This is a genomic window from Streptomyces sp. NPDC020192 (assembly GCF_044388685.1).
GTDB lineage: Bacteria > Actinomycetota > Actinomycetes > Streptomycetales > Streptomycetaceae > Streptomyces.
The window spans coordinates 1-22,314 of record NZ_JBIRXG010000050.1 but is presented as its reverse complement, the minus strand read 5'-3'; the positions used below and the strand labels follow the sequence as shown (position 1 = coordinate 22,314).

General features: G+C 72.3%; 18 protein-coding genes, 1 tRNA gene and 1 riboswitch. Of the genes, 11 read left to right on the top strand and 8 right to left on the bottom strand.

The window, feature by feature from the left end:
- Positions 1-8: 8 nt before the first annotated feature.
- Positions 9-2,084, bottom strand: coding sequence for an asparagine synthase-related protein (locus ACH47Z_RS43435; protein ID WP_399084945.1), 2,076 nt, complete (start codon positions 2,082-2,084; stop codon positions 9-11).
- A gap of 668 nt (positions 2,085-2,752) precedes the next feature.
- On the opposite strand from ACH47Z_RS43435, the gene ACH47Z_RS43430 reads away from it, so the two are divergent.
- The 4 genes from ACH47Z_RS43430 (at position 2,753) to ACH47Z_RS43415 (ending at position 7,728) form a co-directional block, all read left to right on the top strand.
- The gene (locus tag ACH47Z_RS43430; protein ID WP_399084942.1) at positions 2,753-4,177 is read left to right on the top strand and encodes an MFS transporter; all 1,425 of its coding nucleotides are present in this window, start codon (positions 2,753-2,755) and stop codon (positions 4,175-4,177) included.
- A 69-nt stretch (positions 4,178-4,246) separates the two neighbouring features.
- On the top strand, positions 4,247-5,464 hold the full coding sequence (gene lhgO, locus ACH47Z_RS43425; RefSeq protein ID WP_399084939.1) for an L-2-hydroxyglutarate oxidase: 1,218 nt from the start codon (positions 4,247-4,249) through the stop codon (positions 5,462-5,464).
- A 47-nt stretch (positions 5,465-5,511) separates the two neighbouring features.
- Entirely contained in the window at positions 5,512-6,330 is an 819-nt protein-coding gene (gene trmB, locus ACH47Z_RS43420) for a tRNA (guanosine(46)-N7)-methyltransferase TrmB (RefSeq protein WP_399084936.1), read from the top strand.
- 66 nt (positions 6,331-6,396) lie between these two features.
- A complete protein-coding gene (locus ACH47Z_RS43415) occupies positions 6,397-7,728 on the top strand; it encodes a PrsW family intramembrane metalloprotease (RefSeq protein WP_399084933.1) in 1,332 nt (443 codons plus the stop codon).
- A 75-nt stretch (positions 7,729-7,803) separates the two neighbouring features.
- On the opposite strand, the gene ACH47Z_RS43410 is transcribed toward ACH47Z_RS43415, so the two are convergent.
- The 3 genes from ACH47Z_RS43410 to ACH47Z_RS43400 form a co-directional block, all read right to left on the bottom strand.
- Complete coding sequence (locus ACH47Z_RS43410) at positions 7,804-8,748, bottom strand: aldo/keto reductase (protein ID WP_399084930.1); 945 nt, start codon at positions 8,746-8,748, stop codon at positions 7,804-7,806.
- Between the two features lie 76 nt (positions 8,749-8,824).
- Entirely contained in the window at positions 8,825-9,850 is a 1,026-nt protein-coding gene (locus ACH47Z_RS43405; protein WP_399084927.1) for a M23 family metallopeptidase, read from the bottom strand.
- 7 nt (positions 9,851-9,857) lie between these two features.
- Positions 9,858-10,004, bottom strand: a riboswitch (cyclic di-AMP (ydaO/yuaA leader).
- Between the two features lie 233 nt (positions 10,005-10,237).
- Positions 10,238-11,413 carry a PP2C family protein-serine/threonine phosphatase gene (locus tag ACH47Z_RS43400; protein WP_399084924.1) on the bottom strand — a complete coding sequence of 392 codons (1,176 nt, stop codon included), beginning with the start codon at positions 11,411-11,413 and terminating at the stop codon, positions 10,238-10,240.
- 156 nt (positions 11,414-11,569) lie between these two features.
- Between ACH47Z_RS43400 and ACH47Z_RS43395 the strand changes: the two genes are divergently transcribed.
- Positions 11,570-11,643, top strand: a tRNA-Met gene (locus ACH47Z_RS43395).
- A gap of 61 nt (positions 11,644-11,704) precedes the next feature.
- Here the strand turns inward: ACH47Z_RS43395 and ACH47Z_RS43390 are convergent.
- The gene (locus tag ACH47Z_RS43390) at positions 11,705-12,838 is read right to left on the bottom strand and encodes a dihydrofolate reductase family protein (protein ID WP_399084921.1); all 1,134 of its coding nucleotides are present in this window, start codon (positions 12,836-12,838) and stop codon (positions 11,705-11,707) included.
- Between the two features lie 58 nt (positions 12,839-12,896).
- Between ACH47Z_RS43390 and ACH47Z_RS43385 the strand changes: the two genes are divergently transcribed.
- Positions 12,897-13,421 carry a MarR family winged helix-turn-helix transcriptional regulator gene (locus ACH47Z_RS43385; protein ID WP_399084919.1) on the top strand — a complete coding sequence of 175 codons (525 nt, stop codon included), beginning with the start codon at positions 12,897-12,899 and terminating at the stop codon, positions 13,419-13,421.
- A gap of 172 nt (positions 13,422-13,593) precedes the next feature.
- Positions 13,594-14,244 (top strand): GTP cyclohydrolase II, encoded by a 651-nt coding sequence (gene ribA, locus ACH47Z_RS43380; protein ID WP_399084916.1) that lies wholly within the window; start codon positions 13,594-13,596, stop codon positions 14,242-14,244.
- A 418-nt stretch (positions 14,245-14,662) separates the two neighbouring features.
- On the opposite strand, the gene ACH47Z_RS43375 is transcribed toward ribA, so the two are convergent.
- Positions 14,663-16,099, bottom strand: coding sequence for a DHA2 family efflux MFS transporter permease subunit (locus tag ACH47Z_RS43375; protein ID WP_399084913.1), 1,437 nt, complete (start codon positions 16,097-16,099; stop codon positions 14,663-14,665).
- Positions 16,100-16,114: 15 nt separating this feature from the next.
- A complete protein-coding gene (locus tag ACH47Z_RS43370; protein WP_399084910.1) occupies positions 16,115-16,723 on the bottom strand; it encodes an NADPH-dependent FMN reductase in 609 nt (202 codons plus the stop codon).
- 125 nt (positions 16,724-16,848) lie between these two features.
- Between ACH47Z_RS43370 and ACH47Z_RS43365 the strand changes: the two genes are divergently transcribed.
- From ACH47Z_RS43365 to ACH47Z_RS43350, 4 genes are all read left to right on the top strand, one after another.
- Complete coding sequence (locus tag ACH47Z_RS43365) at positions 16,849-17,535, top strand: TetR/AcrR family transcriptional regulator (RefSeq protein ID WP_399084907.1); 687 nt, start codon at positions 16,849-16,851, stop codon at positions 17,533-17,535.
- A gap of 94 nt (positions 17,536-17,629) precedes the next feature.
- Positions 17,630-18,211 carry a TetR/AcrR family transcriptional regulator gene (locus ACH47Z_RS43360; protein WP_399084905.1) on the top strand — a complete coding sequence of 194 codons (582 nt, stop codon included), beginning with the start codon at positions 17,630-17,632 and terminating at the stop codon, positions 18,209-18,211.
- A 173-nt stretch (positions 18,212-18,384) separates the two neighbouring features.
- Positions 18,385-18,861, top strand: a complete 477-nt coding sequence (locus ACH47Z_RS43355; RefSeq protein ID WP_399084902.1) for a hypothetical protein — start codon at positions 18,385-18,387, stop codon at positions 18,859-18,861.
- Between the two features lie 157 nt (positions 18,862-19,018).
- Positions 19,019-20,758 carry a S8 family serine peptidase gene (locus ACH47Z_RS43350; RefSeq protein ID WP_399084899.1) on the top strand — a complete coding sequence of 580 codons (1,740 nt, stop codon included), beginning with the start codon at positions 19,019-19,021 and terminating at the stop codon, positions 20,756-20,758.
- Between the two features lie 105 nt (positions 20,759-20,863).
- On the opposite strand, the gene ccsB is transcribed toward ACH47Z_RS43350, so the two are convergent.
- Positions 20,864-21,973: a c-type cytochrome biogenesis protein CcsB gene (gene ccsB, locus ACH47Z_RS43345; protein ID WP_399084896.1), complete on the bottom strand. Its 1,110-nt coding sequence runs from the start codon at positions 21,971-21,973 to the stop codon at positions 20,864-20,866.
- Between the last annotated feature and the right edge of the window lie 341 nt (positions 21,974-22,314).

Below are 22,314 nucleotides of genomic sequence, written 5' to 3'. Positions count from 1 at the left end.
TTTATCTCTCACGCTCCCGAGGCCAGGGCTCCCCTTCTCGGCTGGATCCCCGACGGCACCGCACGCGCGCGTGCCGGTGTTCCCGTCCAGCAGGTGCCTCGGCGGGAAAGGAGGCGGCGGAGCCAGAGTTCCAGGGAGATCAGGTCGGCCAGGCCGTCCAGGGGGAGGGGGTCGCCGGCCGCTGCCGAGCGGAGGGCGCCCCGGACCACGCGGGCCTCCACCAGGCCGGCGTCCGCCAGGAGCGGGGTGGAGAAGAGGTCCAGCAACGGGTCCGCCGCCACGCGCAGGCCCGCGCGGGTGGCCGCTGCCGAGGAGGCGTGGGAGGGGGCGCCCCAGCCTGGGGGGAGGTCGGTGACGCCGGCGCCCTCCAGGACCGTACGGAGGATCGCCGCGCGGGCGCCCGGCTGGACACGGAGGGCCTCCGGGAGGGCGCGGCAGGCGCGGACCACCTGGTTGTCGAGGAACGGGGCGTGCAGGCGCTGGGAGCGGATCTCCGCGGCCTGTTCCAGGACGCGCAGGTCGGCGGCGTGGCGGGCGAGGGCGGCACGCGCGCGATAGTCGCCGGGGCGCTGGGCGCCGGTGCCGGAGCGGTCCGCCTCCGCCTGCAGCAGAACCGATACTTCGGCCAGTGCCTCCCCGGTCAGCCACCGGGCGGCCGGCCCGGGTCTGGCCCAGGTCAGCGCGGCCAGGGACGCGCCGACCGCCCCCTTGGGCTCGTCGAACCGGCGCCGCATCAGCCGCTCGGCCAGCCCCTCCAGGCCGGCCCGGTAGGGCGTGCGGGCGAGCCGCCGGGCCGCGCCGTACACGCGCGCGGGGACCATCACTGAGCCGTCGGCCTTGGCGAGGGCCGCGACCGGCCGGACCAGATGGCGCCGTTTGCGGTCCATCAGGAGGTCGGCGAGGCGGGCCGGATGGGCGTCCAGGACCTGGCGGGCGCCGTGACCGGTGAAGTGGTCGGCGCTGCCGGAGACGAGGCGGGCGCGGTGCCGGGCGGCCGTGACCAGGGAGGGCCCCGGTTCGTCGGTGAGGGGGCCGTCGAGGTCGGCGTACGGCAGGGTCTCCTCGGCGCCGGTGACGACCACGTGGTGCAGGCGCGGGTTGGCGGCGAGGGCGCCGGCGCGTTCGACCTCGGCCTCGCGGCCGGCCACGGCCAGGTCGTTGAAGGTGACGGCGAGGAGCCGTTCGCCCGCGCCGGTGCCGTGGCCCAGCAGCGTGCCGGGGCGGCCGGGGAGCCCGGCGGCCAGCAGGGCGAGGGTGCCGGAGGCGGGGCCGCCGGAGAGGTCGGCACCGATGCCGGGCACGGGCATCCCGCGCCGGGCCCGCCGCTCGGCCGGTCCCATGCCGGGCACCGGCCCGGGGTCGAGGTCGGGCACGTGCCGCGGCGCCGACAAGCGCGCGCGTACCGCCTCCACGAGGGCGTCCCGTACGGCGTCCACGGCGTGGTCGGGGTCGGCGGCGGGCGCGGCCACGGCGAGGGAGGCGACGGGCTCGTAGCCGGCGATCTCGCGCACTCCGGCGCGCAGCACGAGCGCGTGCCCCGGCGGAACGCGACGCACGCCCTCGTACGGGGTGGTGTCGCGCAGCGCGGCCGGTACGTCGGGGGCGGCGAGCAGGGCGGCGAGGTGGCCGAAGTCGAGGTTGGCCTCGGTGAGGTCGGCGAGGGGCAGCGCGGCGGTGGCGTAGGCGGTGCCGCCGGCCCAGGGGGTGTGGAAGACCGGGCGGGCGCCCGCGAGATCGCCGCAGACGGTGATGCGCCGGCCGACCTGGACGACGGCCGTGTAGCTGCCGGGCCAGGTGGTCAGATGGCGCAGTGCGCCCCCGCGCGCGGTGAACAGCGCGCGGCGCAGCTCCTCGTCGGAGGCGCCGCAGATGCCGAGGACGGCGATGCGGTTGTCCGCGTCGGCCTTGACCACGCGCACCTCGTCCGGGCGCCAGTCGCCGACGGCCCACAGCGGATCCGGGTCGCCCCACAGGAGTTGGGAGCCGACGGGGTGCAGGGTCTCGCCGTCGTAACCGGTGGCGCCCGCGGCGCCGATCGCGGCGACGCCCGCGGCGGTGCTGCTCCAACCCACCAACCACCGCATCGACGCCTCCACAGGCTGTGGACAACCAGTGCACCGTACGAACCGGACCCCATGCTGCCATGAAGGGTGCGTTGTGGAGGGGCGGCGGCACCGGCTTCGATCGAGGGAACCCCAAAGTGGGAGGGTGATGAGCGCGACTCGAATGCGCCCCCCGTACGCTCCCCCAAGACGCCCTACGCGCCCTCAAGTTGCATGGTCGGAGCGGATGTCCACCGCGACGGGCCGGGTCGATTTTCAGCCAAATACACAGAGCGAAGGCGGAATTGAGCACGCTCCGTACAGGCCTGCGGAACGCGTGGCGGCGCGGACACGCGCACAGTCCGGGAGGCGGGCATCGCCTCCCGGACCGGTCCGCCACCCGCGGGGATGAAGGTGGCGGTGTCCCCCAGCCCACTGGATCCAGTACAGCGGGCCGACCCACGCAAGAGCCATGGAACCGCTCCCCCGATGGCCGGAGAAGAGCGCACGGACGGGCGCACGGCCACACGCGTGGGGGCACGCGGCGACAGGCCGTGCACGGTGCGTACAGGACCGTACTTCCGTACGGACCACAATCCCGCCATCCGGAACAATGCCCCTTAACGCTTGGGATGCGGCGAACTACGCTGGGTTTACGAATGCCGCGTGGTTATGCCAGCACGGCAGCCGTCTGCGTCGAGGGGTGGCTCATGTCCAGGGAGCAACGCGGGCCGAACGAAAAGCTCGGCGCCGTTCTCGCCCTCGCGGGAATCAGCAACGCAGGACTCGCGCGGCGCGTCAACGACCTTGGCGCTCAACGCGGGTTGACTCTTCGCTACGACAAGACGTCGGTGGCGCGCTGGGTGTCGAAGGGCATGGTGCCGCAGGGCGCCGCGCCGCACCTCATCGCCGCCGCGATCGGCCAGAAGCTCGGCCGACCGGTGCCGCTCCACGAGATCGGCCTGGCGGACGCGGATCCCGCGCCCGAAGTGGGCCTCGCCTTCCCCAGAGACGTCGCCCAGGCGGTGAAGTCGGCGACGGAGCTGTACCGTCTCGACCTCGCCGGGCGCCGGGCCGGCTCCGGCGGCATCTGGCAGTCGCTCGCCGGATCGTTCGCGGTGAGCGCATACGCAACGCCTGCCTCACGATGGCTGATAACCCCCGCCGACAGCTCGGTCGCGCGCGAGGCGGGCTCCGCCGAGGGCTCCGGCGCACCGATCAAAGTCGGCCACAGCGATGTGCAGAAGCTGCGGGAGGCCGCCGAGGACGCCCGGCGCTGGGACTCCAAGTACGGGGGCGGGGACTGGCGTTCGTCGATGGTGCCGGAGTGCCTGCGGGTGGAGGCGGCGCCGCTGCTGCTCGGCTCCTACTCCGACGAGGTCGGACGCGCGCTCTTCGGCGCCTCCGCCGAACTCACGCGGCTCGCCGGGTGGATGGCCTTCGACACCGGCCAGCAGGAGGCGGCGCAGCGGTACTACATCCAGGCGCTGCGGCTCGCGCGCGCGGCGGCGGACGTCCCACTGGGGGGCTATGTCCTCGCCTCCATGTCGCTGCAGGCGACGTACCGGGGGTTCGGCGACGAGGGGGTCGATCTGGCGCAGGCCGCGCTGGAGCGGAACCGGGGGCTGGCGACCGCGCGGACGATGAGTTTCTTCCGGCTGGTGGAAGCGCGGGCACACGCGCGTGCCGGGGACGCGCAGGCCGCGGGTGCGGCGCTGAAGGCGGCGGAGGGGTGGCTCGAGCGGTCCCGGGAGGGGGACAACGACCCGACCTGGCTTGGTTTTTATGGGTATGACCGGTTTGCCGCAGATGCGGCCGAGTGCTACCGGGATCTGAAGGCGCCCCGGCAGGTGCGGAGGTTCACCGAGCAGGCCTTGTCGAAGCCGACGGAGGAGTTCGTGCGCTCGCACGGGCTGCGGCTGGTCGTCTCGGCCGTCGCCGAGCTGGAGTCCGGGAATCTCGATGCGGCGTGCGAGCAGGGAGTGCGGGCCGTGGAGGTAGCCGGGCGGATCTCCTCGGCCCGGACGACCGAGTACGTGAAGGATCTGCTGCACCGGCTGGAGCCGTACGGGGACGAGCCGCGGGTGGTGGAGCTGCGGGAGAGGGCCCGGCCACTGCTGATGGCTCCCGCCTGAGCCGTGACATCGGACACCTGGCGCGTTTGAAGGCGTTGTCAGTGGCGCAGTGCACTATCGAGGTGGGAGGTGGTGCAGGTGCCGGTCGGTGCGTACGACTGTGATGTGCTCGTGGTCGGCGGGGGGATCGTCGGGCTGTCGACGGCGTATGCGATCACGCGGGCCGCGCCGGGGACGCGGGTGACCGTGCTGGAGAAGGAGCCGGGGCCGGCCCGGCACCAGACGGGGCGCAACAGCGGGGTGATCCACAGCGGGATCTACTACCGCCCGGGCTCGCTCAAGGCGCGGTACGCGGTGCGGGGCGCGGCCGAGATGGTGAAGTTCTGCGCCGAGTACGGCATCGCGCACGCCGTCACCGGCAAGCTGATCGTCGCCACCGAGCGCGAGGAGCTGCCCCGGCTGCACGCGCTCGTGCAGCGCGGCCGGGAGAACGGGATTCCCGTGCGGGAGCTGGGCGCCGCGCAGATCGGCGAGTACGAGCCGGAGGTGCGCGGGCTCGCCGCCATACACGTCGGAACGACCGGGGTGTGCGACTTCGTGGGGGTCGCCCGGCAGCTGGCGCGGGCCTCGGGGGCCGAGATCCGGTACGGGGCACAGGTCGTCCGGGTCGACCGGCGGCCGGAGCGCGGGGTCGCCGTGCTGACCTCGGGCGGGGAGGTCGTACGCGCGCGTGTGCTGGTGAACTGCGCCGGGCTGTACTGCGACGAGGTGGCCCGGCTGACCGGGGACGAGCCCGGGGTGCGGATCGTGCCGTTCCGCGGGGAGTACTACGAGCTGGCGCAGCCGGAGCTGGTGCGGGGGCTGGTGTATCCGGTGCCGGATCCCGCCTTCCCGTTCCTCGGTGTGCACCTCACCCGCGGGATCGACGGGGGCGTGCACATCGGGCCGAACGCGGTGCCGGCGCTGGCCCGGGAGGGGTACGGCTGGGGGGTCGTACGGCCCCGTGAGCTGGCCGGGACCCTGACGTGGCCGGGTTCGTGGGCGATCGCGCGGCAGCACTGGAGATACGGCGCGGGTGAGCTGCGCCGTTCGCTGTCGAAGGGGGCGTTCCTGGAGGCGGTGCGGAGGCTGTTGCCCGGGGTGGAGTCGGACGACCTGGTGCGGGCCCCTGCCGGGGTGCGGGCACAGGCGGTGTTGCGGGACGGGACGCTGGTCGACGACTTCCTCATCCGGGAGGGGGAGCGGGCGGTGCACGTGCTGAACGCGCCCTCACCGGCGGCTACCGCGTCCCTGCCCATCGGGCGGGAAGTAGGGAGCCGGGTGTTGTCCATGCTCGGCTCGCTGTAGTGGCCCCGGTCCGTTCGTCCGTACCGCACCGTAAAATCTGTCCTACTGTGTCTGACTTCCTCAACGACCCCGAAGCCCCCGCGTCGACCTCCCACATCCCCGGCATGTCCGTCCGGCACACCCGGGCCAAGGGGGAGCCGCGGTTTCCGGACGGGCCCAAGGCTGATCCCGCCGGGTCGCACTTCGAGCGGCGGATCCGGAGTTTTCAGCCGCGCCGGAGCCGGGTGACGGCCGGGCAGGCCGATGCGCTGCAGCGGCTGTGGCCCGCGTGGGGGCTGGATATCGACGGGCAGCGGGTCATCGATCCCCGTGAGCTGTTCGGGAACGGCCGTCCCGTCGTGCTGGAGATCGGGTTCGGCATGGGCGAGGCCACCGCGCAGATGGCCGCCGCCGACCCGGACACCAATGTCCTCGCCGTCGACGTGCACACGCCGGGGCAGGGAAATCTGCTGAGCCTCGCCGACAGCCACGGGCTGACCAACGTCCGGGTCGCCAACGGGGACGCGATCATCCTGCTCAGGGAGATGCTCACGCCCGACTCGCTCGACGGGCTGCGGGTGTACTTCCCGGACCCCTGGCCCAAGAAGCGGCACCACAAGCGGCGGCTCATCCAGCCCGAGTTCCTGACGCTCGCCGCGACCCGGCTGAAGCCCGGCGCGCTCGTGCACTGCGCGACCGACTGGGAGCCGTACGCCGAGCAGATGCTCGAGGTGCTCACCGCGCACCCCGGCTTCGAGAACACACAGGTGGACGGCGGTTTCGCGCCCCGCCCGGAGTTCCGGCCGCTGACCCGTTTCGAGGGGCAGGGGCTGGACAAGGGACATGTGGTGAACGATCTGCTGTTCCGGCGCGTACCGCATGCGTGATCAAGCCGGACACCCGGTCCGATAATCCGCTCAGCCCCTCGTCCCGTCGCCGTTAGGGTCGATGCCGTGGCCATCAGTCCGACCAGTACTCCGTATCCGGCGTACCCCCCGCGCCCCGACCGCGCCGTGCTCCGTCATCCGCACTGGTGGCAGCGCGGATGGGTGCGGTACGGGGCGCTGATCACGCTGCTGGCCCTGTCCGGGCTGGTGATCCTCGCGATGGTGCGCCGGCAGACCGGTACCGAGGGGTTTCTCGTCGGGCTCGGGCTGGCCGTACTGCCCGTGCCCTGGCTCATAGCCGCGTTCCGCTGGCTGGACCGGGTGGCGCCCGGCCCCTGGCGGAACCTGGTGTTCGCGTTCGCCTGGGGGGCCTGCGCGGCGGCGCTGATAGCCATCGTCGCCAACACCTTCGCGACCAAGTGGATAGCCACCGCCACCGCCGACCCGGCCGGTGCGCACACCCTCGGCGCCACCGTGATAGCGCCGATCGTGGAGGAGTCCGCCAAGGCCGCCGCCGTACTGCTGGTCTTTCTCTTCCGCAGACGTCACTTCACCGGGATCGTCGACGGGGTGGTGATAGCGGGGATCACCGCCACCGGGTTCGCGTTCACCGAGAACATCCTCTATCTCGGTACGGCCTTCGGGGCCGACCAGCTCTCCGGCGACCGCGGCATCGCCTCCGTCACCGCCGCCACCTTCTTCGTGCGCATCGTGATGTCGCCGTTCGCGCACCCCCTGTTCACCACGCTCACCGGCCTCGGCTTCGGCTTCGCCGCGTTCTCCGCCGAGCGGCAGCGCGCCCGCCGGGTGCTGCTGCCGATCTGCGGTCTGCTGCTCGCGATGAGCATGCACGCCTTGTGGAACGGCTCCTCCACCTTCGGCGAGTTCGGGTTCTTCGCCGTCTACGGCGGCTTCATGGTGCCCGTGTTCGGGCTGCTGACCTGGCTGGCGATCTGGACGCGGCAGCGGGAGCTGCGGACCGTGCGCGAGGAGCTGCCGGCGTATGTGCTGGCCGGGTGGCTGGGGCCGGCCGAGCCGTTCGCGCTGGGGTCGATGCGGGCGCGGCGCGCGGCGCGGGACTATGCCCGGCACCACGGCGGGAAGCCGACGGCGAAGGCCGTGGCGCGGTACGAGGGGTACGCCACCGAGCTCGCGTTCCTGCGGCAGCGGGGGCGCAGGGGGAAGGCCGGGGGCGACTTCGTCGTACGGGAGCGGGCGCTGCTGGACGAGCTGTGGCGGCGGAAGGATGCCGCGCGGCCGGCCTTGGAGTACGCGGCGCGTGCGGCTGCGCCGCCTCAGCCGGTGTACGCGGGGCCGGCACCGGTGCCTACGGCGTACGGGCCGGTGTACGGGTATCCGGCGGTGCCGTATCACACGTACAACCCGTATCGGTCGTAACCGTTGGGTTGCTGAGAGTTCGGCACCGCCGGCTTCCGCCGTCGTGGCTGAGCGCCATCGCGGCGGGAAAGGCAACTACGCCGACGCCGCCGTCAGCCTCCCGGTCTCCTCCTCCGTCAGCCTCAGGTCCGCCACTCCCAGCAGCGCGGGAAGCTGTTCGACCGTGCGGGCCGAGGCGATCGGGGCGGTGACCGTGGGCTGGGCGGCGAGCCAGGCCAGGGCGACCGTGGCGACCGGGGCCTCGTGGGCGGCGGCGATCTCGTCCAGGGCGGCGAGGACCTTCTGGCCGCGCTCGGACTCGGCGTGCTTCTGGGCCCCTTCGGCGCGGGCGCTGTCGACCTTCGTACCGGGGCGGTACTTGCCGGTCAGGAAGCCCGAGGCGAGGGAGAAGTACGGCACCGCGGACAGGTTCTCCTTGGCGGCCAGCTCCTGCAGCTCGCCCTCGTAGGTGTCGCGGGAGACGAGGTTGTAGTGGGGCTGGAGGGCGACGTAGCGGGCCAGGCCCTCGCGGTCGGAGAAGTCGAGGGAGGCCTTGAGGCGCTCGGCGCTGATGTTGGAGGCGGCGATGTGCCGGACCTTGCCCGCCTTCACCAGCTCGTCGAGGGCGCCGATGATCTCCTCGACCGGGATCTCGGGCTTGTCGAAGTGGGTGTAGTAGAGGTCGATGTAGTCGGTGTCCAGGCGGCGCAGGGAGGCGTCGGCGGCGGCCTTGATGTTGGCCGCGGACAGGCCCTGGAACTGCGGGTGCTGGCTGACCTTGGTGGCGATGACGACGTCGGAGCGGTTGCCGCGGGCCTTGACCCACTTGCCGATGATCGTCTCGGACTCGCCGCCCTGGTTGCCCTCGACCCAGGCGGAGTAGGCGTCGGCGGTGTCGATGAAGTTGCCGCCGGCCGCCGTGTAGGCGTCGAGGACGGCGAAGGAGGTCTCCTCGTCGGCGGTCCAGCCGAAGACGTTCCCGCCGAGGGAGAGGGGGAAGACCTCGAGGTCGGAGGAACCGAGTGTGCGCAAGGAAGTCATGCTCTACGACAACACCGGCGGTGGGTGATCGCATTCCACCGCCGGCGCCGAGTTCACACGAATGCCATGGTCCGGTTCAGGGGTTGAGGCCCTTGTCGCGCAACCACGGCGCCGGGTCGATGGCGGTGGCCTGGCCGTTCGGGTGGACCTCCAGGTGCAGGTGGGGGCCGGTGACGTTGCCGGTGGCGCCGATGCGGCCGATGACGTCGCCGGTGGCGACCTTCTGGCCGACCGAGACGTTGATCGAGGACTGGTGGCAGAACCACAGCTCGGTGCCGTCGTCCAGGGTCAGGATGGTGCGGTAGCCGTAGGCGCCGGCCCAGCCCGCCTCGGTGATCGTGCCGCCGTGGACGGCCTTGATGAGGGTGCCGGTGGGGGCGGCGAAGTCGAGGCCGGTGTGGTAGCCGGAGGACCACATCGCGCCGGGCTGACCGAAGGTGCCGGTGATCGTGTACGACACGACGGGCAGCTGGTACTGCTTGGCCAGCTCGGCCAGCCGCGCGGCCTCGGCCGCCTGCTTCGCATCGGCCACCGCCTTGTCCTTGGCGGCGGCGGCCCGGGCGGCGGCGTCCTTCTCCGCCTTGGCGGCCGCGTCGGCGGTCTGCTTCTCGGTGGCGGCGAGCGCGGCCGCGGTGGCCCTGCTGTCGGCCTTGTTCTGCTGCTGCTCGGCCTGGGCCATGATCCGGTTGCGCAGGGCCTCGCCGGCGCCGCCGCTCTTGGTGCTGTCGGTGCTCACGCCGACGTCGGAGAGCCCGGTGGCGGCGGCCTTCGGTGCCGAGGAGGAGCCGCCGTCCTCGAAGAGGTGGGTCACCGAGTCGGGCAGGGAGAGGGAGACCGGGGGCTTGCCGGTGTGGGCGCTGGCCATGCCGCCCGCACCGACCGCGGCCATGACGCCGACGCCGAGGACGGTGGAGCTGCGGGCGAAGCCGCCGCGCTGCTTGGCGACGCGGTGCCGGCCGCGGACGGAGGCGACGGAGTCCTCGGTGGGGTTCCACTCCTCCCAGGGGCCCTCTTCGGCGTGGTAGGAGCCGTAGCCGAAGGTCTCGGGATCGGCGGACGCCGGTATGAACGGGGCTTCGGGGGCAGGCGGGTTGGACGCCACGCGGGCGTACTCCTTTCCTTCCGTCGCCTACCGGGTTAGCTGACGGGTTCGGAGCGGGAAGGTCTCCTACGCGCGTATACCTCTCGGTATCCGCGTGATTCACCCCAGGGTGGTGGTTCCCCGGCTCCCTTGCGGGATTCGGCGCGTGCGCACGGAGCCGCCTCTTGTGGCGGCTGGGACGACCGCGCTGCGTTATCGAACGTTAATAGACCTGCAAGTCACTTTCCAAGCCGTTCGGCTTGATCATTAACGCTTTCCGGCCCGGACTTAACGGCCAGGACCACGGCAAAACGGGCGAGTTGGCCATCATTCAGGAGTCTCGGCGTTTTTGATGGTGTCTCAGATGTTATGCGGAGGGCGGTCGTCCGGTCACCGTCCGTGAAATCGTCAGGGGTGGCGTACGGCGAGCAGCGCCATGTCGTCCGTCATCCCGCCGGAGTGCCGGCGCACCTCCCCGGCGAGCGCGCCGACCAGCGCGGCGGGGCCGGGGAAGACCCGCCCGGCGAGCCGCCGTTCGGGGTCGTAGAACCGGCCGTTCGCGTCCCGGGCCTCGGACAGCCCGTCGGTGTACAGCAGCAGGGTGGCCCCGTCCGGGAAGCGCTCCTCCATGGCCTCGTCGGGCCATGTCCCGAGGTCGCCCATGCCGAGCGGCAGCGCGGGCTCGGGGGCGGTCAGGGTGCGCAGGGTGCCGTCGGCGTACAGCAGCAGCGGGGGCGGATGGCCGCGGGTGAGGATCCGTACGGTCCCGTCGCCGTGCGGGAGTTCGGCGAGGACGGCGGTGGTGAAGCCCTCGAAGGCGTCGATGCCGTCGCGCCGGGTGCCCTCGCGGGCCAGTGCCCGCTCCAGCCGCTGCGCCACCTCCTCCAGCGTGGCCTCCTGCTCGGCGGCCTCCCGGAACGCGCCGATCACCACGGCGACGGCGGCGACCGCGCCCATGCCCTTGCCGCGCACGTCCCCGACGATCAGCCGGACACCGTGCGGACTGTCCTGCACCGCGTACAGGTCGCCGCCGATGAACGCGTCCTGCCGGGCCGCCTCGTAGCAGGCGGCGATCTCGAAGCCGCCGATCCGCGCGGCGGGCTGAGGCAGTACGGCCCGCTGGGCGGCCTCGGCGATCTCCCGGGCGGAGGCGAGCCGCCGGTCACCGATCCGGACGACCCGGTTGATGGCGACGGCCAGCAGGGCGACGCTGGCCACGGTGACGACGTCCGTGACGATGCCCACGGCCGGATGGTCGCCGCTCCGGGCGCGCACCGCGTACATGGCGACGACGGCCGCGACGCCGGTCAGCACGGTGGTGCGCAGCGAGGACAGGGGTGCGGCGATCAGCGGGGCGGCGGTGAAGAACGGTACGGCCGTGAACTCCCTCGGGGTGAGCAGGCCGTACAGCACCCCGCCGGCGACCAGCAGCGCGGGCAGGGCGCGGGCCGACGCGCCGGGGGTGAGGCGGCGCGGGCGCGCGGGGGCCGGCTCGTCGCCGAGGCCCGGGTCGGGCACGGGGTCACCGGGCAGCCGGCCCCCCGCCCTGGCATACGTGCTCTCCTCCACCTCTCCAGGGCCCACCACTCGTCTCCCACATGTCCGACGTACGTCCAGCCTGGCCGCCCCGGGCCCGCCGGGCGACCTCGGTTGGCCCGGGCGGATGACACGCCCCGGGGGCCCCGCGATCAACCGGTGTGCAAAGTGTCCTGCGCATGGGGTACTCTGGAGTCACAACGACGCGGGGTGGAGCAGCTCGGTAGCTCGCTGGGCTCATAACCCAGAGGTCGCAGGTTCAAATCCTGTCCCCGCTACTGAAGGCTCAGGGCCTGGAATCCATCGGATTCCAGGCCCTGAGTGTTTTCCGGGGGGGGCTCACCCCACCAGATGCCTGTTGGGCGCCTTGGCCTGCTCCTCGTACTCCGGCAGGACGACCACCTCGGCGCCCGCCTGCACCAGCACCCCGGTCCCGTCGGCCGCGTCCACGAACGTGTCCGGTTCACGCCAGGCCGTCACCACCCGCCGCACCCCCGCCCGCAGGATCAGCTCGGAGCACGGTGCGGGCCGGGACGCGCGGCGGGCGCACGGCTCCAGGCTGCTGTAGACCGTGGCGGAGGCCAGCCGGGGGTCGGCCGGGTCGAGCTTGGCGAGGGCCGCCTCCTCCGCGTGGACGACGGGGTCGTCCCCCTCCCGCGAGTGGCCGCGCGCCAGCTCCGTACCGTCGGCCGCCACCACCACCGCGCCGACGCTGAACGCCGTCTCGGAGGGCGGGCACAGCGCGGCGAGCTCGCAGGCGGTGCGCAGCCAGTGGCGGTCGGCGGCGGTGGGGGCGGAACCCGTGCCGGGGGCGGTGGGCTCGTAGCGCATGAGGACGACGTCCTCGATACGGCGGGTCTCGGTGAGCCGGAGCCGGCCGGCCTGGTAGGCGCCGGGGCCGAACAGGCGCGGTGCCGCCGGTTCGCCGACGAAGAGCGGCGCGAGGACCAGCTGGAGTTCGTCGGCGAGGCCCTGCTGGAGCAGCTGGGTGTGGACCGTGCCGCCGCCCTCGACCATCAGGCGCCGCACTCCGTGCACGACGTACAGGTGCTCCAGGAGCGCCCGCCAGTCGAGGGCGGGGCCGAGCGGTACGACCCCGGCGGTGTCGCCGAGGAGGCGGGCGGCGCGCTCGGCGCCCGCGTCGGTCGTGTAGACGATCTTCTCGCCGCCGGTGTGCCAGAACTTCGCGGCCGGGTCGAGACCGCCGGAGGCGGTGACCGTCACCTTCAGCGGGTACTCCGGCCTGCCCTGCGCCACCCGGGCCGCGCGGCGCTCGGCGGAGTTGACCAGCAGCCGCGGGTTGTCGGCGCGGATCGTGCCGGCGCCGATCAGGATGGCGTCGACGGAGGCCCGTACCGCGTCGACCCGGTCGAAGTCGGCCGGGCTGGACAGCAGCAGGCGCTCGGGGCCGGTGTCGTCCAGGTAACCGTCGAGGGAGACGGCGGCGGACAGCAGCACATACGGGTACGACATCGGACGCGGTCTCCCTGCGACTATCGCTTCAAGTTTGAAACAAACTTACACTGGCTGCATGACGACCCGCTGGCTCAGCCCCGAGGAGCAGCGCGCCTGGCGCGCCTACATCGCCGCGACCCACCTCCTGGAGGACGCGATCGACCGGCAGCTCCAGCAGGACGCCGGCATGCCCCACCTGTTCTACTCGGTGCTGGCCAACCTCTCCGAGGCGCCGGACCGACGACTGCGCATGACCGATCTCGCCGAGAAGCTGAAGATCACGCGCAGCAGGCTGACGTACGCGGTGACCCGGCTGGAGCGGGACGGGCTGGTACGCCGGGAGGACTGCCGCTGGGACAAGCGCAGCAGCATCGCCGTGCTGACCGACGAGGGGATGGCGGTGCTGGAGCGTACGGCACCCGGGCATGTCGAGACCGTGCGCAGCACCCTCTTCGACCGGCTCACGCCCGAGCAGGTGGGGCAGCTGGAGGAGATCTTCACCGGGGTCGCGCGGGGCCTGCAGGGCGAGGAGGGGCGGGCCTCGGTGGAGGAGGTGCCGTGGCGGCGGCGGTCGTCGCCGTGTTCGGGTCCGCCGGAATAAGGACGGTGCGGCGCCGTGTTCGGGATCGCCGAGCAGGGCTGCGCGGCGCCGTGTGTCTTCCGCACCACAAACCAGTTGCTTCAACTTTTAAGCATGAAGTAGAGTCCCTCACCGAGCGCCTGCTTCAAATCTGAAACAGACGTGGACGGAACCCGAACCCGGAGGGACCCGCATGACCGACACCCCCGCCGCCACACCGCGCGCCCGCGTCCGGGTACCGCTGCGCTTCCACGACGGCTACAGCGTCGACGCCGAACTCGTCACCTTCCACGGCCTGGCCGACGGCCAGGAGCATGTCGCCGTGGTCCTCGGCGACCCGGCCCCGGGCTCCGTCCCGCTGGTCCGGCTGCACTCCGAGTGCCTCACCGGCGACGTCTTCGGCTCGGCCCGCTGCGACTGCGGCCCGCAGCTGCGCGAGGCGGTCGAGCGCATCGCCGACCGCGGCGGAGTGCTGCTCTACCTCCGCCAGGAGGGCCGTGGCATCGGCCTCTACAACAAGCTCGACGCGTACGCCCTCCAGGACCAGGGCCTCGACACGTACGAGGCGAACGCCGCGCTCGGCCTGCCGGAGGACGCCCGCGACTACACCGCCGCCGCGCAGATGCTCGCCGCCCTCGGCATCGGGGAGCTGGACCTGCTGTCCAACAACCCCGACAAGGCCGAGCAGTTGCGCGGCCTGGATGTCGTCGTCCGGGACCGGGTGCCGACCGGCGTCTTCACCACGGCCCACAACGTCCGCTACCTGCGCGCGAAGGTCCTCCAGACCCAGCACACGCTGCCGCTGGCCGAACTGACGGACCTCGCGGGACGCAACGCGGGCTGACCTCACGGCCGACGGCAACCCGGGGGTGGAGGGCTGGCTGACCTCGTGGCCGACGGCGGCGCCGGGAAGCGGAGGGCCGACCGGCCGCATGGCCGACAACGGCCCGGCAGGCGGAACGCCGACCGCCTCACGGCCGCCTGCGGCCCGGGGGTGGAGGGCTGGCTGACCTCGTGGCCGACGGCGGCGTGGGAGGCCAAGCACCGACCGCCTCATGACCGCCTGCGGCCCAGGAAGCGGAGGACCGGCTGACCTCATGGCCGACGACAGCCCGGAAGACGGAACGCCGACCGGCCTCACAGCCGACGACAGCGCGCGAGGCCAAACGCCGACCGCCTCATGACCGCCTGCGGCCCGGGAAGCGGAGGACCGGCTGACCTCACGACCGGCAGCGGCCCCGCAGGCGGAACGCCCATCGGGCTCATGGCCGGCGGCGGCCCGGCAGGCGGAGGGCCGGCAGGGCGGACAGGGCGAGCAGGGCCGCCGCCACCGCGTAGGTGAGGCGGAAGCCCGCCGGGTCCTGGCCCGCCGCGCCCAGGACCACCGAGAGCACGGCCGTGCCCACCGACGCCCAGAGCTGGGAGTTGATGCTGAGCGCGGTGCTCGCCGCGGGCATCCGGTCCACGGGCAGCTCCCGGGTCGCGGTCGTCATCGTCGGCATCAGCACCATGCCGATGCCGGCGCCCATCACCATCGCCGAGGCGACGAACCGCCAGGCCGCGACCCCGGGCACGCCCGCCTGCCAGGCCAGCAGCGCCATCCCGAGGGCACCCAGCAGGATGCCGGCCGGGATCAGCCGGCGCGGTGAGGTCTTGTCGACCCACCTCGCCGCGAACTGCATCGCCGTACCGACGACGAGCCCGGTCGGTGCGCCCAGCAGCCCGGCGGCCGTCGCACTCAGACCCCGCTGCTGCTGCCAGTACAGCGGACCCAGCAGCATCGAGCCGAAGTAACCGCAGGTGAAGAGCGCGAGCGTGCCGATACCGGCCGCGAAGGTACGGTCGTGCAGGAGCCGCAGATCCAGCAGCGGTTCCCGGACGGTCAGCGCCCGCCGGACGAACGCGGCCGCGAGGACGGCACCGGCGAGGGTGGGGAGCAGGGCACCGGGCGCGGTGAAGTCACGGTGCTCACCGCCACGGGCCAGGCCGTAGAGGAACAGGGCGAGGCCCGGGGAGAGCATCAGCAGACCGGGGAGGTCCAGGCGGGGAGTGCGGGAGGGAGTGTCGGGTCCCTCGAACGCGTCCGGTTCGTCGCGCGGCAGCAGCCGTAGCGCGAGCGTCAGGGCGAGCAGGCCCACCGGCAGGTTCACCAGGAAGATCCAGTGCCAGGACGCGGCGTCGACCAGCCAGCCGCCGAGCACCGGGCCGATGACCGGGCCGACCAGGATGGGCAGACCGCCCACGGCCATCGCGCTGCCGAGCCGGCGTCGGTCGGCGACGCGCATCACCATCGTCATGCCTGCCGGCTGGAGCAGCCCGCCGCCGAGCCCCTGCACCGCGCGGAAGGCGATGAGGCTGCCCGCGTCCCAGGCGCAGGCGGCGAGCAGGGAGCCGAGCGTGAACAGGACGAGCGCGGTCGCGTACGTGCGCCGGGCGCCGATCCGGGCCATCGCCCAGGCGGCGACCGGGATGACGGCGGCGAGCGCGAGCGTGTAGGCGGTGGCGGTCCACTGGATGGTCTCCAGCGGGGCGCCGAAGGACTCCGACAGCGAGCGCATCGCGACGTTCACGATCGTCATGTCGAGCACGGCCATCACCGAGCCGATGACGGTGACGGTGAGCGTGCGCCGCAGGACGGTGGCCGGGTCCGAAAGGGGGCGGCGCACCGGTGCCGCGACGGACTGGGTACCGCTGCTCATCGCCGTACCCCGCCCTCAGCCCGCGTAGGGACGCTCGGCGCGCGCGGCCCGCAACGCCCGTCCCCACCAGGCGAGTTGGCCGAGCATGCCCTTGGCGGCGCCGGCGCAGACCTCGGCGTCGCGCGGGGTGCCGTCCGCGGCGAGGCCGGACCAGGGCCCGTGCAGGCTGACGGAGTCGCGCACGGTCACGGCGTGCAGTTCGGCGAAGACCAGCCGGAGTTGCTCGACCGCGCGCAGTCCGCCGCCGAGACCGCCGTACGACACGAAGCCGACGGGCTTGGCCTGCCACTGCTGGGGGTGGTGCCAGTCGATGAAGTTCTTCAGGGCGGCCGGGAAGCTGTGGTTGTACTCGGGCGTGACGACGACGAACGCGTCGGCGGCGGCGAGCCGCGGTGAGACGCCCCGCAGCACGGCGGCGGTCTCGGGGCTCGGCTTGCCGCCCCAGCCGGGCAGGACGAGCGGCAGGTCCACCTCGGCGAGGTCGATGACGTCGAGGTCGAGGCCGGGGTCGGCGGCGGCGGTCCCGAGGAACCAGTCGGCCACGGCCCGGCCCTGCCGTCCTTCCCGGACGCTGCCGACGAGGACGGCGACGCGCAGCGGTGTTTCGGTGTCGTCGATGGGCATGGAGTCCCCCTTCTCGTGAGGGCCACTCGTCGCGGCCCGCTGCCCAGAAAGGTACAACGCTCGTTGTAAAAAGCACAACGCCCGTTGTAATTCGAGTAGAGTGACCCGCCAGAAGGAGGTGGCCGGTGAGCGAGACGAACGAGTCCCGGCTGGAACGGGCGCGGCGCGAGGTCTCCCCGCGCAAGCTGGAGAAGCAGATGGCCATCGCGAGCGCGGCCTGTACGGTCTTCGGCCGCGAGGGCTACGCGCGCGCCGCGGTCGACGCGCTCGCCGCCGAGGCGGGCATCTCCACGCGCACGCTCTACAACCACTTTCCCGGCGGCAAGGCGCAGCTCTTCCAGACCGTGGTGACCTGGACGTCGAGCGAGGTCCGCGACGCCCAACTGGCCCGGCTGCGCGGGGTGTTGGACCCGGAGCGCCCGCCACACCCCGACGACCTGGAACGCGACCTGGTCGCACTGGCCCGCGCGTTCGTGGGCCTGATGACCGACTACCCGAACCACTTCGCCCTGGTCCGGCACATCCACGCGGAGGCCGATCACGTACCGCCGGACGTCCTCAAGGCCTGGCACGAGGCGGGCCCGGAGCCGGTCGGCCGGGGGGTCGCCGAGGCGATGGCCCACCTCGCGGACGCCGGCCTGCTCGACCCGCACGGCGACCCGGCCATGACCGCCGGCCACTTCATGGCCCTGACCTCGCACACGATCGTCCAGTCCACCCACTACGGCGTCCTGCCCCTGCCGCCGGCGGAGACGGACCGCCTGGTCAGGGGCGGGGTGGCGGCGTTCCTGCGGGCCTATGGGCGCGCATGACGGTGGGCCGGGCCCGGCGGCCGGACAACTCCATACGCAGTACTCTCCTTGAAGTGGTGCGACAGGACGTACCGCAGACAGGGAGCCGGAGTCCATGGTGAGGCGCAATGACCAGCGGCGGGCCGTGCTCGTCGACGCGGCGATCGAGGTGCTGGCCCGGGAGGGGGCGCGCGGGCTGACCTTCCGGGCGGTGGACGCCGAGGCGGCCGTACCCACGGGCACGGCGTCCAACTACTTCTCCAGCCGCGACGACCTGCTCACCCAGGCCGGCGCCCGGGTCTACGAGCGGCTCCAGCCCGACGAGGACACGATCGCCCGCCAGCGGGAGGCCGACCGTGACCGGGAGACGTACGCGGAGCTGATGCGCGAACTCGTCGGGCGCGTCAGCTCCTTCCGCACCGGCTACCTCGCGCTGCTGGAACTCCGCCTGGAGGCCACCCGCCGCCCCGAACTGCGCGCGGTGCTCACCGAGCGCGTCCGGGCCGACCTCGCCGCCAACGTCGCCTACCACGAGTCCTCCGGCCTCCCCGGCGACGCCATGGCCGTCAAGCTGCTCTACCTCGCCCTGAACTGGCTGATCGTCGAACAGCTCACCCTCCCGGACGTCCTCTCCGAGGCGGAACGGGACGAGTTGGTGACGGCGGCGGTGGAACGGCTGGTGCCGGAGCCCAGGTAGCGCTCACGCCGCTCTCACCCGCCCGGCCTTCTGTCCTGGTCGGGGTGTGCCGGATCGTTCCGTTTGCGGCCGTGCCCACGCACCCGTAGCTTCAGGTCGTCGGACTATTCCGACAATGCCGACATAACGCCTATGTCGGCATTTCTCTGGTGCACCGGAAGGAGCATGCATTCATGTCGGTGATGACCGGTACTCAACCCCTCCAGCAGTACGGCGGCACGCAGTTCGGCGGTCCGCAGCTGGCCAACCCGCAGCAGATCGCCCAGGTGGTCCAGCAGGCCATTCAGCAGGCGTGTCAGCAGACGTCCCAGCAGGTCGCGCAGCAGGTCCAGCAGACGTGCCAGCAGATCCAGCAGATCCACCAGCAGTTCCAGAACCAGCCGGGCATGGCCCAGCAGGCGCACCCGTACCTGGCCCTGGCGCTGCACCGTTCGCTGCACTCGGGCATCCGTCACGCCGTCGAGCAGTCCGTACAGCAGGCGCTGCCGACCGCGATCGTCGGCCTGCTGCAGCAGAGCCAGCAGAGCCAGCAGGGCATGCAGGGCCAGCAGGGCCAGCAGCAGTGGGGTGGGTACGGCCAGCAGTTCCCGCAGTACCAGCAGCCCGGCTTCGGCTACGGCCAGATGGGTCAGCCGTTCGGTATCGGCTGACCTCCAGGGCAGCGTGACGCGGTGCGCCCGGAGCAGTTCCCGGGCGCACCGCGTCACCGTGCAAGCGCTTCCCCGTCTCCCCGTGGAAGCGCCGGCTGCCCCGTCACCCGGATCAGGCGCACGAGTTACGACGTAGGCATTGGTGAAGGTGGACGTGATGGTCAAGGAACGACCCGGAAACAACCGGGCGAACGGGTCCGGGGGCGGTGCGGGGGCCGGCGGACCCGCACCCGAGGGCAAGGAGACGGAGCCGGGCACGAAAGGTGCGCCGTCACCGGTCCGGGTGCAGCCGCGCCGTGCGCGGTACCTGGTGACACCGCTGCCGCAGCAACTGCTCCCACCGGGAGTACCCGAACTCAGCATGGACGCGGTGTGTGACCGGCTGGACCGGATGCCCGAGGTCGTGGTGATCCGCAGACTCCGGCCGTCGGAGAAGCTGCAGCCGGCCGGGGTGTCCCCCTCCTGCCCGGAGATCGCGGTCGTCGAGGCACCCGAGGCCCAGCTCCCGGCGATGCGGACGCTGCACGTCCACATCGAGCCGGACCTGCCGCTGTCCGCGGCCGGACCCGTCGCCGTGCCGGCCGCGGGGTTCCTCCCGCTGCGCGATCCGGGTCTGGTCATGCCGCTGGACGAACCCGTGGAGATCTCCCTGCGCGTCTGCGGCCCGGACGGCGAAGCGCTGGCCGGCGCGGGCGTGTTCCTGATCGGTTCGTCGTGGCCCGGCCAGGGCGTCACCGGCGCCGACGGGACGGCCACCGTCACGCTGTCCACCGAGACCGTGCAGTCCGTTCAGTCCCTCTACGTACGCCCCGCGGGGGGTTACGCCGACCGCTGGATCAGTCGTCCGGACCTGTCGGTGACCCAGGAGAACCTGGTCACCCTCACGCCGCTGGCCAAGGTGTACCCAGGACTCGAGGAGAGACAGCAGTACGGCTGGGGCCAGCAGGCCATGCGGCTGGACCGGCTGCCGCCCACGTTCCGCGCCTTCGGAATCAAGATCGCGGTCGTCGGTTCGGGCGTCGCCGCCGAGCATCCCGATCTGAAGCAGCGAGTGCGGGGCGGGGTCGATCTCGTCCACGGCACGGAGGAGGGCTGGGCCCACGACACCATGGGCACCTGTACCCACGCGGCGGGCGTCATCGCCGGCGCGGACACCGGCAGGGGCGTCATCGGCACCGCGGTCGACGCCGAGATCGAGGTCTGTCAGGTGCTGCCCGGGGGTTTCTTCAGCGACCTGATCGCCGCCCTGGACCACTGCATCGAACGCGAGGTCGACATCGCGCACATCGCCGTGGCGACGCCGTACCCGTCGGCGCTGGTCTCACGCAAACTGGCCGACGCCAACGCGGCGGGCATCGCCTGCATCGCCCCCGCGGGCGACTCGGGCGGACCGGTCTGCTTTCCCGGCTCGCTCCCCACCGTGTTCACCGTGGGTGCGCTCGGAGCCTTCGGGTCCTTCCCGCCGGACACCTCCCAAGCCACCCATGTGGGCCCGCAGCTGACGCCGGAAGGGTTGTTCGCCGCACCGTTCAGCTGCTACGGCCCCGGGGTCGACGCGGCCGCTCCCGGCGTGGCGGTCCTGTCGTGCTCTCCGCAGGGCGGATACGCGGTGCTCGACGGCACCGGCACGGCCTCGGCCCACGTCGCCGGTCTCGCGGCCCTGGTTCTCGCACACCACGAGGACTTCCACGGCCAACTGCTGCCCCGCGGGCCGGGCCGGGTGCAGCACCTGTTCGAGATCATCGCCGCGAGCTGCCGCCCGTTGGCCGCCCCGGGCACCATGGAGGCGTCACGCGTCGGGCGCGGCCTGCCCGACGCCCTCACCGCCCTCGGCCTGGCCCCCGGAGTGCAACTCGCTCCGGCCCTGTCCCCGTACGCCTCATCGGTGGCCGGTTAGTTTCTGTCCGGAAAACGCCACGGCGCAGGTCCTGCATTCTGCCCGAAACGTCAGTCGGCCGGGACTCCCGAACGTGGAGTCCCGGCCGACTGACGTCACGGGGTGTCAGACGCCCGCGTAGGAGTGCTTGCCGGTCACGAAGATGTTCACGCCGTAGAAATTGAAGAGGACGCAGGCGAAGCCCACCAGGGCGAGGTACGCCGCCTTGCGGCCCTTCCAGCCCGCGGTGGAGCGGGCGTGCAGGTAGCCGGCGTACGCGATCCAGGTGATGAAGGACCATGTCTCCTTGGGATCCCAGTTCCAGTAACGCCCCCAGGCCTTTTCGGCCCAGATGGACCCCGCGATGACGGCGAATGTCCACAGCGGGAAGACCACCGCGTTCAGGCGGTAGGAGAGCCTGTCGAGGTTGGCGGCGGCAGGAAGCCGTTCCAGGATGCCGTCGAGACGGCTCCCCTGCTTTTCTCCTGCGGCAAGACGACGTTCCCGGGACTCCTGCGCCAGATAGGACACGGTGACCGCGAAGCCGGCGCAGAAGACACCAGCACAGATGATCATGGCGGAGACGTGGATGCCCAGCCAGTACGAGTGAAGTGCCGGGACGAGTTGCTCGGAGGCGGTGTACAGCACCGTGACGGCCAGGCCGAGGATCAGCAGCGCCGCGATGAGGATCGGCAGTCCGAGCCAGCGCACGTTCTTCCCGGCGGCCAGCAGGGCGAGGTGGGCCCCCACCACGGTCAGCGCGAAGACGCAGGAGAACTCGTACATGTTCCCCCAGGGCAACCGCATCACCGACAGCCCTCGGGTGAGCACGCTCCCGGCGTGCAGGAGGAAGCCCAGAGCGGTCAGCGAGACCGCGATCCGCCCCAGGAGGTCGGCCTGCTTGTCCGTCCCCGCAGCCCCGGGGCCGTCCGCCGGCCCGGTGCCGCGGCCACCACGGCCGCCGTTGACGACGACGACAGGCGCTGTGCGGACGAGCGTGGACACGGCACCGTCGGTCCCCCCGACGTGCTGCCCCTGCGGCGCCGCCGTCTTGGACCCCGCCCCGGCGGACGAGGCGTGCGCGGCAGAGAGACGGGCGACCGCGCCCCGACTGCCGAAGGCCCACTCGGCGCAATAGGCGAACATCGCCAGCAGATACACGGCGATCGCCGAGTAGATGAGGTAGTTCGAGATGTTGGCCAAGTTGATGTCGACCGGCGCAGCAGCGAGGACCACCGTCTACTCCTTCCAGATCAAGGGAGCGGGATCGCCTAACCAGCAGGCACATTGCCGCGCACCATCATGTGTGCCGCCTGAAGTACCGCCAGGCGGAAGGGGAGTTGGGATCACATGGTGAGTGTTGCACGCGGGGTCAAAGGCTCTGACACCCGGTGCAGTTGTGGGCGGCAAAGACGACGCTGACGGGGAGTGACGCAGTCCGTCGCTTCACGGGATGAACTGCACCTCCGGGAAGGCCGGGCACGGGCCGTCGAGCAGGTGCCCCCGCCTCCGGTGGCGTAGGTGCAGGTCGAAGAAGGCGAGCGGGTACGCCTGCTGGATCCGCACCGCCCGGGTGG

Coding starts and splice junctions, on each gene's coding strand:
- ACH47Z_RS43355 (WP_399084902.1), top strand. CDS start 18,385: ATGTCGGTGATGACCGGTACTCAACCCCTCCAGCAGTACGGCGGCACG.
- ACH47Z_RS43410 (WP_399084930.1), bottom strand. CDS start 8,748: ATGACTTCCTTGCGCACACTCGGTTCCTCCGACCTCGAGGTCTTCCCC.
- ACH47Z_RS43360 (WP_399084905.1), top strand. CDS start 17,630: ATGGTGAGGCGCAATGACCAGCGGCGGGCCGTGCTCGTCGACGCGGCG.
- ribA (WP_399084916.1), top strand. CDS start 13,594: ATGACCGACACCCCCGCCGCCACACCGCGCGCCCGCGTCCGGGTACCG.
- ACH47Z_RS43435 (WP_399084945.1), bottom strand. CDS start 2,084: ATGCGGTGGTTGGTGGGTTGGAGCAGCACCGCCGCGGGCGTCGCCGCG.
- ACH47Z_RS43430 (WP_399084942.1), top strand. CDS start 2,753: ATGTCCAGGGAGCAACGCGGGCCGAACGAAAAGCTCGGCGCCGTTCTC.
- ACH47Z_RS43350 (WP_399084899.1), top strand. CDS start 19,019: ATGGTCAAGGAACGACCCGGAAACAACCGGGCGAACGGGTCCGGGGGC.
- ACH47Z_RS43375 (WP_399084913.1), bottom strand. CDS start 16,099: ATGAGCAGCGGTACCCAGTCCGTCGCGGCACCGGTGCGCCGCCCCCTT.
- ACH47Z_RS43390 (WP_399084921.1), bottom strand. CDS start 12,838: ATGTCGTACCCGTATGTGCTGCTGTCCGCCGCCGTCTCCCTCGACGGT.
- ACH47Z_RS43370 (WP_399084910.1), bottom strand. CDS start 16,723: ATGCCCATCGACGACACCGAAACACCGCTGCGCGTCGCCGTCCTCGTC.
- ACH47Z_RS43385 (WP_399084919.1), top strand. CDS start 12,897: ATGACGACCCGCTGGCTCAGCCCCGAGGAGCAGCGCGCCTGGCGCGCC.